Origin of the sequence: Chitinophaga varians (assembly GCF_014529945.1) — a bacterium.
Lineage (GTDB): Bacteria > Bacteroidota > Bacteroidia > Chitinophagales > Chitinophagaceae > Chitinophaga > Chitinophaga varians.
The window spans coordinates 448,169-463,581 of sequence record NZ_JACVFB010000005.1 but is presented as its reverse complement, the minus strand read 5'-3'; the positions used below and the strand labels follow the sequence as shown (position 1 = coordinate 463,581).

At 49.5% G+C, this 15,413-nt stretch carries 14 protein-coding genes; 6 read left to right on the top strand and 8 right to left on the bottom strand.

Annotation, left to right across the window (positions count from 1 at the left end; translation table 11 throughout):
* The first annotated feature begins 7 nt into the window (after nt 1–7).
* The 4 genes from ICL55_RS25340 to ICL55_RS25325 are packed head-to-tail and all read left to right on the top strand — an operon-like array spanning nt 8 to nt 4,553.
* A complete protein-coding gene (locus tag ICL55_RS25340; RefSeq protein ID WP_188102730.1) occupies nt 8–1,507 on the top strand; it encodes a RagB/SusD family nutrient uptake outer membrane protein in 1,500 nt (499 codons plus the stop codon).
* 18 nt (nt 1,508–1,525) lie between these two features.
* Nucleotides 1,526–2,614, top strand: coding sequence for a PKD domain-containing protein (locus ICL55_RS25335; protein ID WP_188102729.1), 1,089 nt, complete (start codon nt 1,526–1,528; stop codon nt 2,612–2,614).
* Between the two features lie 13 nt (nt 2,615–2,627).
* Nucleotides 2,628–3,509 carry a PKD domain-containing protein gene (locus ICL55_RS25330; protein WP_188102726.1) on the top strand — a complete coding sequence of 294 codons (882 nt, stop codon included), beginning with the start codon at nt 2,628–2,630 and terminating at the stop codon, nt 3,507–3,509.
* 3 nt (nt 3,510–3,512) lie between these two features.
* Nucleotides 3,513–4,553, top strand: a complete 1,041-nt coding sequence (locus ICL55_RS25325; protein WP_188102725.1) for a family 16 glycosylhydrolase — start codon at nt 3,513–3,515, stop codon at nt 4,551–4,553.
* Nucleotides 4,554–4,615: 62 nt separating this feature from the next.
* On the opposite strand, the gene ICL55_RS25320 is transcribed toward ICL55_RS25325, so the two are convergent.
* A complete protein-coding gene (locus tag ICL55_RS25320; protein WP_188102722.1) occupies nt 4,616–5,638 on the bottom strand; it encodes a helix-turn-helix transcriptional regulator in 1,023 nt (340 codons plus the stop codon).
* 107 nt (nt 5,639–5,745) lie between these two features.
* Between ICL55_RS25320 and ICL55_RS25315 the strand changes: the two genes are divergently transcribed.
* A complete protein-coding gene (locus ICL55_RS25315; RefSeq protein WP_188102720.1) occupies nt 5,746–7,266 on the top strand; it encodes a TROVE domain-containing protein in 1,521 nt (506 codons plus the stop codon).
* Nucleotides 7,267–8,199: 933 nt separating this feature from the next.
* Here ICL55_RS25315 and ICL55_RS25310 read toward each other — a convergent pair.
* The 7 genes from ICL55_RS25310 to ICL55_RS25280 all read right to left on the bottom strand — a co-directional run bounded on the left by ICL55_RS25310 (nt 8,200) and on the right by ICL55_RS25280 (nt 14,969).
* Nucleotides 8,200–8,733: a hypothetical protein gene (locus ICL55_RS25310; protein ID WP_188102718.1), complete on the bottom strand. Its 534-nt coding sequence runs from the start codon at nt 8,731–8,733 to the stop codon at nt 8,200–8,202.
* Nucleotides 8,733–9,431, bottom strand: coding sequence for a hypothetical protein (locus ICL55_RS25305; RefSeq protein WP_188102716.1), 699 nt, complete (start codon nt 9,429–9,431; stop codon nt 8,733–8,735). The genes ICL55_RS25310 and ICL55_RS25305 overlap by 1 nt, the downstream gene beginning before the upstream one ends.
* A 5-nt stretch (nt 9,432–9,436) precedes the next feature.
* Nucleotides 9,437–10,420, bottom strand: a complete 984-nt coding sequence (locus tag ICL55_RS25300) for a hypothetical protein (protein WP_188102713.1) — start codon at nt 10,418–10,420, stop codon at nt 9,437–9,439.
* Between the two features lie 35 nt (nt 10,421–10,455).
* Nucleotides 10,456–11,037, bottom strand: a complete 582-nt coding sequence (locus ICL55_RS25295) for a hypothetical protein (RefSeq protein WP_188102712.1) — start codon at nt 11,035–11,037, stop codon at nt 10,456–10,458.
* 131 nt (nt 11,038–11,168) lie between these two features.
* A complete protein-coding gene (locus ICL55_RS25290; RefSeq protein ID WP_188102710.1) occupies nt 11,169–11,906 on the bottom strand; it encodes a LytR/AlgR family response regulator transcription factor in 738 nt (245 codons plus the stop codon).
* A gap of 14 nt (nt 11,907–11,920) precedes the next feature.
* Entirely contained in the window at nt 11,921–13,753 is a 1,833-nt protein-coding gene (locus tag ICL55_RS25285) for a tetratricopeptide repeat-containing sensor histidine kinase (RefSeq protein ID WP_188102708.1), read from the bottom strand.
* Nucleotides 13,754–13,961: 208 nt separating this feature from the next.
* Nucleotides 13,962–14,969: a GlxA family transcriptional regulator gene (locus tag ICL55_RS25280; protein ID WP_188102706.1), complete on the bottom strand. Its 1,008-nt coding sequence runs from the start codon at nt 14,967–14,969 to the stop codon at nt 13,962–13,964.
* Between the two features lie 111 nt (nt 14,970–15,080).
* Here ICL55_RS25280 and ICL55_RS25275 point away from each other — a divergent pair, with 111 nt between their 5' ends.
* The gene (locus tag ICL55_RS25275; RefSeq protein ID WP_246496576.1) at nt 15,081–15,332 is read left to right on the top strand and encodes a KTSC domain-containing protein; all 252 of its coding nucleotides are present in this window, start codon (nt 15,081–15,083) and stop codon (nt 15,330–15,332) included.
* The last annotated feature ends 81 nt before the right edge of the window (nt 15,333–15,413 follow it).

The window sequence follows — 15,413 nt, the reverse complement described above, 5'->3', positions numbered from 1 at the left end:
CAACAACATGAAGAACTTACTGCATATAACCGGATTGCTCGTAACCCTGACGCTGCTCCCTTCCTGCAAGAAGTGGGTAGACTATGACGCGCATGAAGATTTTCTCGTTACCGAAAAAGACTACCTCCAGTCGTCCGATGATTACAACACGATGGTGATCAGCGTATACGCTCCGCTGCAATGGCTCAACCAGACCGTTCCCATTGGCGACATTGCTTCCGACAACGCCGTTACCGGCGGCGAAAACGCCTCCGACGTGCTGGGCCTGCAACAGATCGATGACTATACGTATACACCGGCCAACGATTATCTCACCGAGATCTGGAAATCAGCCTACGAAGGTATCAACCGCGCCAATTATCTCACCCAGTACAAAGACAAAAATATCTCCGGCAACCCCATTAATTTCACCAACAAAGAAGCGCTTTACGGAGAAGTATATTTCCTACGTGCGTACTACTATTTTACGCTGGTGAAATTTTTCGGAGATGTACCCCTGTTTTTTGAAAGACGATTAAACCTTTCCGACTCCCGGAAGCTGCAAAGATCTCCCAAAGCAGATGTGTACGCACAGATAGAAAAAGACCTGAATGCCGCCATCGCCGTACTGCCTAACTCCAACCCACAGGCAGGCCGGGTTACTAAATACGCTGCACAGGCATTGCTGGGTAAAGTGCTGATCTACGAAAATAAATTCGATGCCGCTGCCTCCATCCTGGAAAATGTGGCCAACGGTCCTTTTACACTGGTGCCTAACTTTGCGGACATCTTCGTACAGTCTGGTGAGAACGGACCTGAAGCCGTGTTTGAAATCCAGTATTCCAATCTTTTCCCTTACTGGAACTGGGGCGCTGCTACCCGCGGCCAGGGCAACTATGCCGTACAGCAATGCGGTATTCGCGGCCTTACCGGCACCAGTCCCTATGCCCCCGGATGGAGCACTAACCTGCCCACCCAGGAGCTGGCCAAAGCCTATGCTGCCGGCGATCAACGGAAAGACGTTACCGTCCTGGACATTGAAGCCTATAAGACAGCACATCCGGAATTTACTATCACCTATCAGGCCGCTCCCTATAAAAACACAGGACTGTATAACCAGAAATACCTGCCGCGTAAAGGAGAAACTTCCGGTCAGACGGAACTCAACTATCTCAATAACTACCGCACCCTCCGTTTTGCAGAGGTGCTGCTGCTGGCCGCAGAGGCCAACAACCGCGCCACCACGCCCAATGATGCCAAAGCCCGCGATTACCTCAATCGTGTTCGCCGCCGCGCTTTCCGCGACAACCTACACGATGTTGCCACCTCCGGAACAGCCCTGAGACAGGCCATCTGGGATGAACGCCGGCTGGAACTGGCCATGGAAGGCGACCGTTTCTTTGATCTGGTACGCACCGGCCGCGCTGCCACCATCATCACCGGTTTCAAAGCAGGAAAGAATGAATTGTTCCCTATCCCCCAGCGGGAAATAGAGATCTCACAGTTGCAACAAAACCCGGGTTACTAACCACCAAACTCCAACAGCATGAACAAACTTTCGTATATACCGCTCCTGCTGCTCCTCGCGCTGGGCAGTAGTTGCAACAAAGACAACTTCGACGATACGGACTTCCTGAAAACAGGTACCGCGCCTACCGACGAAGCCATCAATTTTAAAATTACCGACGATAACTCCGGCCTTGTCTCCATTACGCCTAACAGCGCCGGCGCTACCGCCTATGATATTTATTTTGGAGATGCCACCACCGACCCGGTACGGGTGCTTCCCGGACAAAATACCACCCACATCTATAAGGAAGGTACCTATCCGGTGAAAGTAGTGGCCAGCGGTATCACCGGCCAGAAGGCCGAGACCACCAAACAACTTGTTGTAACATTCCGGGCACCTGAAAGCCTGACCATCACGGCCAACGCCAGCCTGCATGATCTTACAGTGTCGGCTAAAGCGTTGTTTGCGACCGGAGGATACAAAGTGTACTTCGGCGATGCGGCCAATGAAGTACCAGTATTGATCGCTGAAGGTGCCAGTGTTACACATACCTACGCCAGGGCCGGTAAGTACCAGGTGAAGGTGGAAGCCCTCAGCGGAGGCGCCGCCATCACCGCCGCCACCAAAGATGTGACGATCTATAATGCGCTCACCCTGCCGATGACATTTGAACAACCGGATGTCAACTACGCCTGGGGCGATTTCGGCGGCAGCGTTACTACCGTCATCCCCAACCCCTATGCAGGCGGTATCAATACCAGCGCCACCGTAGGTAAAATCATCAAAACAAAAGACCAGACCTGGGCTGGCAACTACATCGTCATGAGCAGCCCGATGGATTTCACCACCAACAAAAAGTTCAAAGTGAAAATATACTCCTGGCGCCCCGGCCTGCGCGTGCTGCTACAGCTGGAAAGAAACGGCGACAACTCCTTCATGGAAAACACAGAAGCCGTTACCACACAAGCCAACACCTGGGAAGAACTGACCTTCGACTTCAGCGGTAAAATCATGGACAACAGCAAGAAACTGCAGAACATCCTGTTCTTCCTGGACAATGGCACACAGGGCGATGGCAGCCAAAACTACACCATCCTGTTCGATGACATCGTATTAACCAACTAATTGCGCACCACGTATGATCCAGTATATTAAACTAACGTTCCTGTTCGCCACCGCGCTCCTGTTGGCCGGCAGCTGCAACAAAGACGACTATAAATTCGGTGACCTCACCACACCGGGCAAACCTGCGCTCACGCTCACCATCAACGGGAAAGACGCTACCCATCCCAATGGCGACGGCACGGGCACGATACAGTTGAGCATCAACGCCGAACATGCCTACAACTACAAAGTGGATTTCGGCGACGGACAAACACCTAAGACCAGTACCGTGAACGCCTATACGTATACGTACAAACACACCGGTATTAAAAAATTCACGATCATCGTATATGCCTCCGGTAAAGCCGGCATCACCAGCACCAATACCGTAGAAGTGGAGATATACCGCGCCTTCACACCCAACCCGGAGCTGGTCAGCATGTTAACGAACAACGGCACTAAAAAATGGCGCGTCGACAAAGATGCGCCCGGCCACCTGGGCGTATCTTCCGCCGACGTATTTACGCCGGCATGGTGGGCCGCTGCGCCAAACGAAAAAGATGGTCTCGGTATCTATGATGACATCTATACTTTCAGTGCTAACGGCAACGTGTTCACCCACACTACCCACAACGACCTGTTCGGCAAAAAAGAGTATCTCAAAGACTTTGACCCATCGCTGACAGGCACCGGTGACTATACCCTTGCCGGGCCTACAGCCGCCGACTATACGGAAACATTCGGATACGACGGCAGCGCTACCGAAGAGTTCATCACTTTCCCGGTGAAAGGTCATCTCGGCTTATATCTGGGAGTACACAAATATCAGGTGCTGGAAAGGACAGACACGCACATGACGCTACGCTGCGTCCAGGACCCTGGTGCATGGTATGTTAAACTAATCGCAATACAATAGCTTATGAAACATGTAACCGGAATGATGATGGCGCTGCTCGTGGCCCTGAGCAGCTGTGGAAAATCAAACGACAACAAGCCGGCAGAAAAGGTGGCGCCGCTGAATCTGGTCGTCAACACGACCGTGAGCACAGACAGCAGCGGGACGGTGATCTTCACTGCAACAGCAGACCATGCGGTGAGTTATGACTACGACTTCGGCAACGGCTATATCAGAACTACCGCCAACGGCAGTACGAGTTATACCTATAACACGCCCGGTACCAATACCTATACCGTACAGGTTACCGCTAAAAGCGCTGACGGCCTTACCGTGGTCAAATCGGTGTCTGTAGCAGTGCCGGTGTCTACCGCCCTGTTATGGTCTGATGAATTTAATCAGGACGGGGTGCCCGACCCGAAAAAATGGGGCTACGACATTGGTAACGGCGACAACGGCTGGGGCAATGCGGAAGCACAGTATTACACCGATCGCCCGCAGAATGCTACCATCTCTAATGGTACGCTGAAAATCACGGCGCAGAAAGAGAGCTATAACGGCAAGGAGTACACGTCGGCCCGGCTGCTGACCAAAGGCAAATTTGATTTCACTTATGGCCGCGTGGAAGTAAGCGCTAAACTGCCGGTAGGTGGCGGTACCTGGCCTGCCATCTGGATGCTGGGCAGCAATATCGCTACAGCAGGGTGGCCTGCCTGCGGGGAAATAGATATCATGGAGCACAAAGGCAACGAACCACAGAAAATATATGGTACGGTGCATCATCCTGACCATGCCGGCGGTAATGCGGACGGCGGCAGTACCATGGTAGCCAACGAAACCGGCGCATTCCATAAATATACGCTGGACTGGTCGCCCAAACAGCTCCGCTGGTATGTGGATGATAAACTCTATTTCACTTTTAACAACGCTGCCGGCCTGCCTTTCAACCATCATTTCTTTATCCTGCTCAATTTCGCCATGGGCGGAACATTTGGTGGCGCTATTGACCCGGCCTTCACCAAAGGAACAATGGAAGTAGATTACGTGAGAGTGTATAAAAACTAAACAACAGACTGGAATTCAGCAAAAAATTACAGCCGGCTTATCTTGTTAAGCCGGCTGTTTCTTTATTCTTCCTGAATGTCGTAGGTATCTGCTGCGCGTCGTAGTTTCCATTGGATACTCCTACGCAACTTCTCCGGGCCCAACACCTTCATGCCGTCAGCAAATCCGAGAATCTCCCGTTCCAGTTCAAAATTATGCTCCACCACAATGGTGATCACTGTTCCCTCCTCGCCTTCAGACACCACCTGCTGGCTGTGATGCAGCGGTTTGGTGAGTACATAAGGGGCGTGCTCCGGTGTTATCAGAATAGTCACCTTCTGCGGTCTTACCCGGGCTACAGTAGGCCCGATGGCATGCTGATAGTAGTCCTCCGGCGTGTGCCCGTCCAGGTTAGGACGGTATGGTTCGGTGTCATCAACCTTCAGTGACATGATCCTGTCCAGCGCCAGGGTAATAATGCCGGGGGAAGTATTTTTTGTCCCTATCACGAACCATCGATTCTTGAATTCTTTCAGCCACCATGCATGAAGATGCATATCAGTGGCTGATTTAGCACGAAACGACTGATACTTTATCAGCATTGTCTGTTCCCGGACGATAGCGTCGTAGATCGTGCCGAGATGCGACAGTCCACGCAGGTGCTCATTTTTTTCGAAGTCGATGATGGTCCGCTGGTCATGGGAAGAGGAGTACACATGCCCCTCCAGTTTCTGCACCACATCGTTCAGGTGCTGGAAATGCGAGAAGCCTTTGAACTGCTTCAGTACTTCCACGGCTTCTGTCATACGGGTGAGGTCATGTTCGCTCAGCGGGATATTGGTAATGCTATAATCAGCGTCTTCGTAGGTGTAATATTTCTTCTCTACAATAATAATAGGGGCGTTGTAGCCCAACTTATCACTGCGCATCATCTGGATGTCCGCCTGTATGGTACGGCGGCTGATGCCTTTTTCCATGCCTTCATAGTCATACAGGGCGTCCGATACTTTATCGATCAGATTCTGTAAAGTCCAGCGCCGGCGGCGGTTTCGAAGGCAGGTATCAATGGTCTTGTATCTTATTAATGCGTTACGGTTAACAGGCATCCGGAAAAAATTTTAATAAAAATAAATAAAAAATGGACCTGCGCAAAAAGACTGCGCATATAGGGGGACATCTTTGTATCATCAATCACACAGTAATACAAAATGATATGAAATTCAATCTTTTCACTAAAGGCAGCCAGAAGGTAACCAATCATGCAGGCGGACCGGCGTACAAAATGACCCCGGAAATGGAACTGTACACCAGCGTGGTGACAGCATCGCTGAATGACCAGTTCTATGAAGGAGCCAGTGACAGGCTGACTCGTATCTGCACCCTGATGGACCAGAACGATCCGGCCTTCGTAGCCAGACTGGCCGTTTATGCCCGCGAAAAAATGTATCTGCGCAGCATCCCGATGGTATTGGCCGTAGAAATGGCTAAACGCTTCAACGGTAATGCGCTGGTGGGTAAAACAGTGGCGCGTGTAATACAACGTGCGGATGAAATCACGGAAATGCTGGCCTATTATACCATGGCCAACAAACGTACGGAAGTAAAAAAGCTGAACAGGCTGAGCAAACAGGTACAGAAGGGACTGGCCTTGGCATTCAACCACTTCGATGAATACCAGTTTGCAAAATACAACCGTAAAACAGCCATCTCCCTGAGAGACGCGTTGTTCCTGGTACACCCGAAAGCAAAGAACGAAACACAGCAGGAAGTGTTCAACAAAATCGTCAACAACACCCTGTCCGTGCCCTATACATGGGAAACCACCCTGTCGGCCGTTGGCCAGCGTTCCTTCACTTCCGAAGCCGCTAAAAAAGCAGCGATGCGGGAAGCCTGGGAAGAACTGATCACCAGCAAGCAGCTGGGATACATGGCTACCATGCGTAACCTGCGCAATATGCTGCAGGCCGACATCAGCCCGGTGTACATCAGCATGGTGTGTGAACACCTGACCAATCCGACAGCTGTATTGAAATCCAAACAGTTGCCGTTCCGATACCTCGCGGCCTACCGCGAGCTGCAGGAAGTACCGCACGGCCTTACCGGTCAACTGATGCAGGCCCTGGAAACCGCTGTCAAAACCAGCGTGGAACACCTGAAAGGTTTCGATGTCAATACCCGCGTGGTAGTCGCCTGCGACGTGTCCGGGTCCATGCAGTTCCCGCTGTCTGCCCGCAGCAAAATCAAAGGCTACGACATCGGCCTGATGCTCGGTATGTTATTGCAGCATAAATGCAAAAACGTGGTAAGCGGCATGTTCGGAAACACCTGGAAAACCGTAGCGCTGCCGGGTAACAGTATCCTTGCCAATGTGGACGCGTTCTACAAAAGAGAAGGAGAAGTAGGTTACTCCACCAACGGTTACCTGGTGATAGAAGACCTGATCAAACGTGCCTACGTGGCCGATAAGATCATGCTCTTCACCGACTGCCAGCTGTGGAACAGCGACGGTACCGACAACACGTTCGCCCAGAGCTGGGCCACCTATAAACAACGGGTAGCACCCAAAGCCAAACTGTACCTCTTTGACCTGAAAGGGCTGGGTACAACGCCGGTGGATACACGTCAAAATGATGTATATCTGATCAGTGGCTGGAGCGATAAAGTATTCGATGTGGTGGAAGCCATAGAAAATGGACAGACCGCACTGGAACACATCCATAGTATAACCCTTTAATCATCCGTTTTTGTTAACTACATAAAAAACGCAGCGCGCTGAAAGGGCGCGCTGCCCTACCGGCCCGGTAGCTTAAGACGGACAAAGCTGCGGTAAAATGCTACACCGCGGAGTGTATGGAACATATCGTGGCAAGTACGCCCTGCCATGATCAGAATTTACAGTGCACCGAACACTTCAACGTTAGTAGGGAAGCGTATTTACAGCCATACTGTTCAGCAATGAAAATACAGGTTCGACTCCTGTCCGGGCAACACATACAATAACATAACAACAGGTGCCGTCACAACGGGTTACTTCTATCCAAGTCTGAAAGCGCAGGTTCGAATCCTGCTCCCGGTGAGCACATCCCGGGGTAGTAAGTGGTAAACATCAGAAAAAAAGTCCTGTTAATTTTATCGCCTTGTTGTTATGTTATCCAAATTATCAGGTGTCGTCATGATGGGATACTTCACTGTCAATGAAACCTCATCCTATCATAATAGTTACCCTGATATAACAACAGCAGGTGCCGTAGCGACGGGCTACTTCGTTTCCAGGTTTGATACGCAGGTTCGATTCCTGCTCCGTGAGCAATCACGGATCGTCTAATGGCAGGACGCAGGCAGTCTGCAGCGGAGAAATCCGGGGGCAGATCCATATTATCCTGTTGCGCCCTTTTGCCCTGCTGTTGTTATATCTTCCAAAAACAAAAAACATCGCGAAAGGCGATGTTCAAAAATATACAGGTGTCGTTTGACTGGGATACTTCATTTTCATTGTAGACCATCCTATTCAATTTGTTACCCTGTGTTAACAATGCCAGGTGCCGTAGTAATGGGTTACTTCCGCAGGGGATTGGGATTGCAGGTTCGAGTCCTGCTTTCGGAGAAATCCGGAATCGTCTAATGGATAAGACACAATATACCTGTTACGCTTTTTGCCCTGACATTGTTATCTAAAGGCATACTCCCGCTTTTCTATCCCACTCACCGTTTCCACCATCGGCTGATAAGTGTCCAACTCAAAAAAATGCACAAACGCCTGATGAATGAAATCATGCATCACGGCTGTGCCATTGGTGTAAACGGAATACGTTACCCCTTTTGCCGTAATAAAATAATTCGTGATCATTCCCTTGTCCATCTGCTCGTTGATCTTAAAACGGGTAATGTCTTCCAGCCTGAAAACAATAGCCTTCCCGCGACGAATAAATACAAGACGGTCTTCCGTAAACAACAGCTGTTCACATTGATACAGCATACCGCTCGCGTAGTTGCCCAGCACCAGTATCACAGCGAAAAAAGGCATAAATAACAGCATCATCCGAAGCGTTCGGGGAATGCCCATAGCAGACAACCCGGCTTCATATGGCCGCATCAGTACTACATACAACAACGACAACAGGAAGAAAGCAGCCAGGGCCAGGATCAGCTTTCGCCTGGGCCTCGCTACCAGCCAGTATTCGATACGAAAACTTCTTTCCATTAGTGTTTACTGTCTAAATAATAAAACAATAACTGAAGCATCAAAAAAACCAGCAACATGCCCGCTGTCATAAAAAGCAGCATGATCTGCCCGGGCGTCATTTTCTGTAAAAAGTTATAAGTAAGGGGCTCGCTTTTTACAACATATACGCCATAATGGGGAAAAGGGTTCTGGTCGATTTTATTTCGAAGGATCTTTTTGTTGAAATGTTTGTCAATATAAGGGCTGAGATGTTTTATGAACGCGTCTACAGCTGCTATGTCTTCCGGCCCTGAAAAGGGCGTCATGGCGCCGGTCCCCACCCGTATCCGCACTTTCAGCCCGTCTTTGGCCACAAACGACAGATACCTTAACTCCGCATTGCCCATGTTCTCTATTCGACGGAGGTTGTCCCATGGGATCTCAAAACGCTGCTTTCCATACTGAAGGCACAACCGTTCGTCATCTACGTTAACTATCCATCTGTTATTACGCACCAGCTTCACCATCCAGTGCAGGGAAAACAAACTGGTACCCAGCAGCGCAGGAATGAGCAGTCCACGGGGTATCTTTAAAAAATCGATCTGCCAAAACTTCGAAAGACCATACACACAGCCTCCCAGCAGCATCAGCACCGGAATGATCGAGATACCCAGCCATATCTCAGTTTTGTAGTCAACTCCCCGAAAACTGAATTCCCTTTGATTAATACCTGTCATCGCGATTACTTTATTTCTACCGGCGCAGCGGTAGTAGGCAATGGTGCGTCCGGCGGGGTAGACGGCTTCTCCAGTGGTTTATACCGGTATGATTTCTCCGGATCTTCACAGGTGGTATAAAACAAAGGCGGCAGGTCAATTTTCCCCGGCTTTCTGAATTCTTTCAATACCGGCATCAGGGGTTCGTACTTATACAGGATACGCACATCATTGTATTCCTCTGTCAGCGCTTCCGGCTTTGTGCCATGTGCCGTATACTGTTGGTTCCCGGCGTCGTATGTGTACTCAGATGTATCAATTTCAGTCAGCAGTTTATAAAAACGATTGGCATATAGCACCTCCTCTCCTGCTTTCCCTTCGCTCAGATAGGCCATCTTCTCTTCGGTCTCTTTGTCATTCGGTTCCTTTGCGAATTTTCGGCTGGTGAGGCTTGTTTGCAGCACCGTCTCTCCTTCTTCTTTAGTGATAACACCTACAAAAGGCTCCTGATAACGGTTCGGCTTCTGATAAAGGAATACGAAATCATTGAACTTTTTATCCGGACGATAGCTCTCCGTATTCTTATCTGTCTTCAATACACCATAGTCGTCCGTCACGTGGGAAAACGTGATCTGAGAGGGCACGGCGGCATCTTCATACACGTAGGGCGGGTTAAAACAATTCGCCCCTTCGTTGAATACGCGGCGTGTTTTTCCATTGTCCAGCTGTAAAAAGGTTTGTCCCCGCTCAAAGCCATTGAAATACATCCGTACGCTGTCATGCAGATTTTTATTCTCCCGGGCAAATACGATAAAAGTATTGGCCGGTTTGTCCGGAACAAACCGGATCCTGTCTTTTTCCACATGATAGGTGCCGGGAGCCAGCGTAGCATAGCCATAAAGAAAATACCGGCCGCCGTCGAAAATACAGATACCGTCCTGCACTCCGCCGTAGCGGCCGGCAATAGACTGCGCTGAGGCGCCGTCGCTCATTAAAGTTAGCATGGTCATGGTCCCAAATAGGTAAATGATGTATAAAAATCTGCTCATAAATTGTGCTGATTACAATACTCAAAAAAATCAGGCAGGCGGAAAATACGGGTGAGATACGCGTAATCCTGATTTACCTGCTGATAATTCCTCACAGACGGCGCCGCCACATCCAGATTCCCTCTGCCAAGGGTGCGGTCGGGAATAAACAACGCATTGGTCACCTCCGGCTCCCCCAGCAGCGAATATACTTCACGGCCTTCCACTGCGTAGGGCTTATACCGGGAACTGAGGTTTTTCTTCGTATAGATGGTGTTGTAAATGACATACTTCGCCCGGGAAGGGTTAATCACACCGTAGGATGTCAGCTCCAGGTTCAGCTCCTGCTGAGGCAGGCCTAATGCCTCACAACGGATACTGTGCAACCCATCTGCCAGTGCAATCCTCAGAAATGACCTGGCCGGTACCACATACGGCGTCTGGTCTATCGTAACAGTTATGTCCCTGCCTGTCGGATTATCAATCAACGTTGACCCGTTGAGCGTTGGTTTCAACAATAACTCATACCCGGTGTAACATCCTATTAATACCAATACCAGTAACAGCCCGATGAATCTTTTTCCTGCAATTTGTGCCATGGAATCACTGTTTTTACCTGAAATAAGGTTTCAGTGATTAAAGTTAACAAAGGACTGTTTCACACTGTTGGGCAGATCAATTTCCGCGCATTGTGGATTAACATCTGTAGGTGGTGGAAAAATATCCGCGCTTATATTTTATCAATAAAACCGAGTACGACTTCCTTCTTACGGTCAGACACAGGGACTGTTTCCCCATTAAACATTTCAAGATACCCTTCCTTGAAATATTTGCTGACGTAATTGCCATTCACAAGATAAGACTGATGGCAACGGATAAACGTTTCTTCGGGCAACAAGGCTTCATACTCCTTCAACACTTTAGATACGAGAATGGAACTGCCGTTCTTCAGGTAAAAAGTGGTGTATCCGCGATCGCTCTTGCAATACAGGATATCCCCGATATCGATGATCTGCGTATATTCTGCGCTTCTGAGGGCAATACGCTTCGGCCGCGTTCCTCCTTTATAGTGATTGACGGCAATTTCCAGCTGATGCTGGTTAAACTTCTGTTGCTCGCTTTTTTTGAAACAGCGGTCTACGGCTTCTTCAAAAACAGCCGTCTCTATAGGTTTGAGCAGATAGGCAAAAGCACCGAGGTTTAATGCCTGTAATGCATACTGATCGTAAGCGGTAATAAAAATGATCTGACTGGCGGAAACATCGATGCGGCTAAACAACGTGAAGCTGTTACCGTCTTTCAATTGTATATCTGCCAGGATCAGTTCGGGCTGAAGGGTGGGTATTTCAGCCTGCGCCTTGGCCACCTCTCCGGAATAGCCTACTACCTGCAGGTAAGGCATCTCGTTCACCAGCGCCATGAGGTGTTTCAGGATATTGATTTCGTCTTCAAGTATATAAACAGTCATTGGACATGTTTTTTTTAATCAATTAATAACGGTAGATAGATGGTGGCCCGGAAGCCCTGCTCTGCTGTTTTGGGCTGCGCCTCAAAGTATGCCACACGGGCTGTTTTGTTGAACAGGAGATCTAAACGCTCCTGTACGATAATACGTGACAGGGATGTTTTCTCCCGCGGACCATGCGTTTTCACCTGTGCGCCGGCGCCATTGTCATCAATACAAATGACCAGCTGCTGTTGTTCCTGGCGGAAGGAGATCGTCAGCATGCCCGGATAATCGATGGACTTAAAGCCGTGCTCAATGGAGTTTTCCACAAATGGCTGCACCAGCATGGGTGGTATCAGGATGGCATCTACGTCTGTACCATCCGTGTCAATGCTGTAGGAAAACGCATGCTCAAAACGCATCTGCTGCAGTTCAATATAATTCTTCAGTGAATTTATTTCATCTTCCAACGGAATCAGGTCATGACGGTTTAACTCGAGCACGTTACGCATTAACTTGGAGAAAGACACCAGGTAAGCATTGGCCTCTGCCTTTTTATTACTGCTGATCAGGCCCTGCATATTGGCGATGGCGTTGTAAATAAAGTGAGGGTTCAGCTGCATCTGACGGGTCTTCTGTTCCAGCAACAGTCGTTTGTTTTCAATGGCCAGCTTTTCGTTTTTCTCGCGAAGCAATTTCTGACGGTACACGTTGTACACATAAAACGCTATGATGGCCAACAACATACAGACACCCACAAAAATCCAGCGTTGCTGAGCAATGAGTTTTTTATTCAGTTCATTGTTCATTTGCAGGGTAGCGATGGCCTGGTCTTTTTTCTCTGTCTGATATTGCGTATGCAGCTCTTCTATTTTGGAAGCTTCAATAGCGTCCTTGTTACGGCCATAAATATTGAATGCGGTGAGTAGAGCGTCCAGTGCATTTTTATAGTCCCCTTTCTGTTTATAGGCTTCATGCAGTCCCTGATATTCGCTCACCAGGTTCATGGTCTCCGGCTGTTTTGCCGCCCATAAAATAGCAGCCTTGTAATAGCGGATAGCAGAATCAGTTTGATGATTGCGGACAAAGGTAGTAGCGAGGTTGTTAAACGCCTGTAGGTGCAACTTCTGCTCTGTCTGCAAATAATTAAAATACCGTTTGCCGGAGGCAACGGCTTTACCATATTCATGGCGGGCAGAATAGAGCTGTGCTTCGTAATCGTACGTACGGGCCAGCGCCATGCTGTCGTCTATTTGCAGGGCCAGCTGCCGCGCGCTGTCCAGAAACCGCTCCATCGCCGCACTGTTGAGCTGCTGCGCTGCCAGCAAAAACGAAATATCGAAGTAACGTTGGCGGACAATCGGATGGGAACGGAAAGGATGATGGTCATAGTACAGCTGTGTATACTCCACCGACTTGGCCACATTCTGGTTAACGTAATAGGATTTTGCCAGCAGATCGTACAGGCGGTAGGTGAATACACTTTGGTGATGCTCTCCTCTCTTCACTGCTTCCAGAATGCGGGTCACCAGATCAGCTTTAGCGATGTCTGAACCGGACAATGCGCGGTTCAGGGTGGCATAATCTTTCAGGGTTTGCAGGTCTGTCTGCTCCGGGGCGGGAGATATCTGACGGAAATACAGCGATGCGCTGTCATATTTCCGCTCCAGCGAATACAAATTGCCGCGCAGGTAGCAGTACCAGGGGTTGGAGGATTTGTCCGGCGTGGGTTCCAGGCGGGCCAGTAAAGCCCCGAGGCCGTCGGCATACGGCTTCTTTTTAGCCGTATCCTCAGAGAGGATGAAAGTAATATAGGTTTTATCGGATGTGCCGGTATCAGCAGGGTCCTTCGTCTGTTGATCGGGCATTCTGCAACCGGCACACCAATAAAGGGCAACAAAGAATGGAAGTAATAATCTATGTGTTCTCGACAGATTGATCATGATCGTATATCCGGATACCCTTATAAGCAATTGCTAACAGGTACAAAATTAAGAGGTGAAGTGATTCGATGGTGGCCGGTATAATATCCGCGGCTGCCCGGTTAATATTCGCAGAGACATGATAAATATCCGTCTATGACACCGCAGTGGTAGTCACCAGGCGCAGGCCGTTACGCCCGTATTTTTCCTTGTATGCCTTGGGTGTCATGGCCACATGGCGCTTGAATATCTTCCGGAAAAAGCTCATGTCTTCATAACCGCAATGGAAAGCGATCTGTTCTACCCCATCCTGACTGGTTTCCAGCATCTTTTTGGCAGCTTCTATCCGCACCCGCTGAAGATAGGCCAGTGGCGTATTGCCTGTGGCCTGTTCAAACCGGCGGATGAAATGCCGGATGCTCATATTGTGCTGTACCGCCAGCGCTTCTATGCTGATAGCTTCTGCATAATTTTTTTCGATGTGCTGCTGGGCTTTGCTGATCATACTGTCGGTGTGATCGTGCTGCAGCCGGAAGATGGAGAAGGCATCCTGGGGCTGCTGATGCATATTGATCATCAATATTTTGGACGCTACAACAGCGGCTTCATGCCCGCAGAATTTCTCCACGAGGTACATCATAAAGGTGGTGAAGCTGAAAGCTCCGCCACAAGTATAAATGCTGCCCTGGTCAACGATGATTTTATCGTCCTGTACTTCCACTTCCGGGTACATGGCCCGGAAACGGTCCACAAACAGCCAGTGCGTAGTGGCTACTTTACCATTCAGCAGGCCGGTGGCGCCCAACATGAACGCGCCCACGCAGATGCTGGCCAGCTCCGCCCGTTGCAGGTGCTGCTGCCGCAGCCAGTCGATCAGCCGCCGCTCCCGCTGCAATACCAGCTGTATCTTATCAGATTCCATGGCGGGCACGATCACCAGATCATATACTTCCTGCTTCCGCAGTTTGACCGGTACCGCCGTGCCCTTGGTCTGACGCCACAGCTGGTTATCTTTCTCTGTAATAAAATCGATATCGAACCGTACACTGACAGGGTGGCCGGTCAGTAACGGGGAGGTCCGCATGATAGAGGCGAGTATGTCCGCGGGACCTGCTACGCTTGAGGGCACAGCATTTTCATAATCCAGGATCGCAATACGCATACACTTAAAGATTATTGTTCACATGGCAATATCAGCTTTTCAGAGGTCGTTTTTGCCATAGCATAAAGTTAATCTTTCCTCCCGTTTCCGGTAAATTAATTTCCACCGGGTATGATAATTGAACGGCAAAACCAGGGAATCAGCAAAAAGACCATGCCGTCGTCTGTCATCCGTTCATATTACTACGACGCCCAGCATGCTGTTCTTCGGATTGTGTTTGTTTCGGGCGCTATATACGACTATGAGGCCGTACCGGAATCCGTATACCAGGCGATGAAATCCGCTTTCTCGAAAGGCACGTATTTCAACCAGTATATCAAAGACAAATTCAAATTCTCCCGTTACCACGATCACGATCTATAAGCCATACGCCCTCCCTTAGCGGTTCCGGCCGTTTATTCGTATATTTAATTACCGGTCAGCCGCTATCCTAATCACTGACCG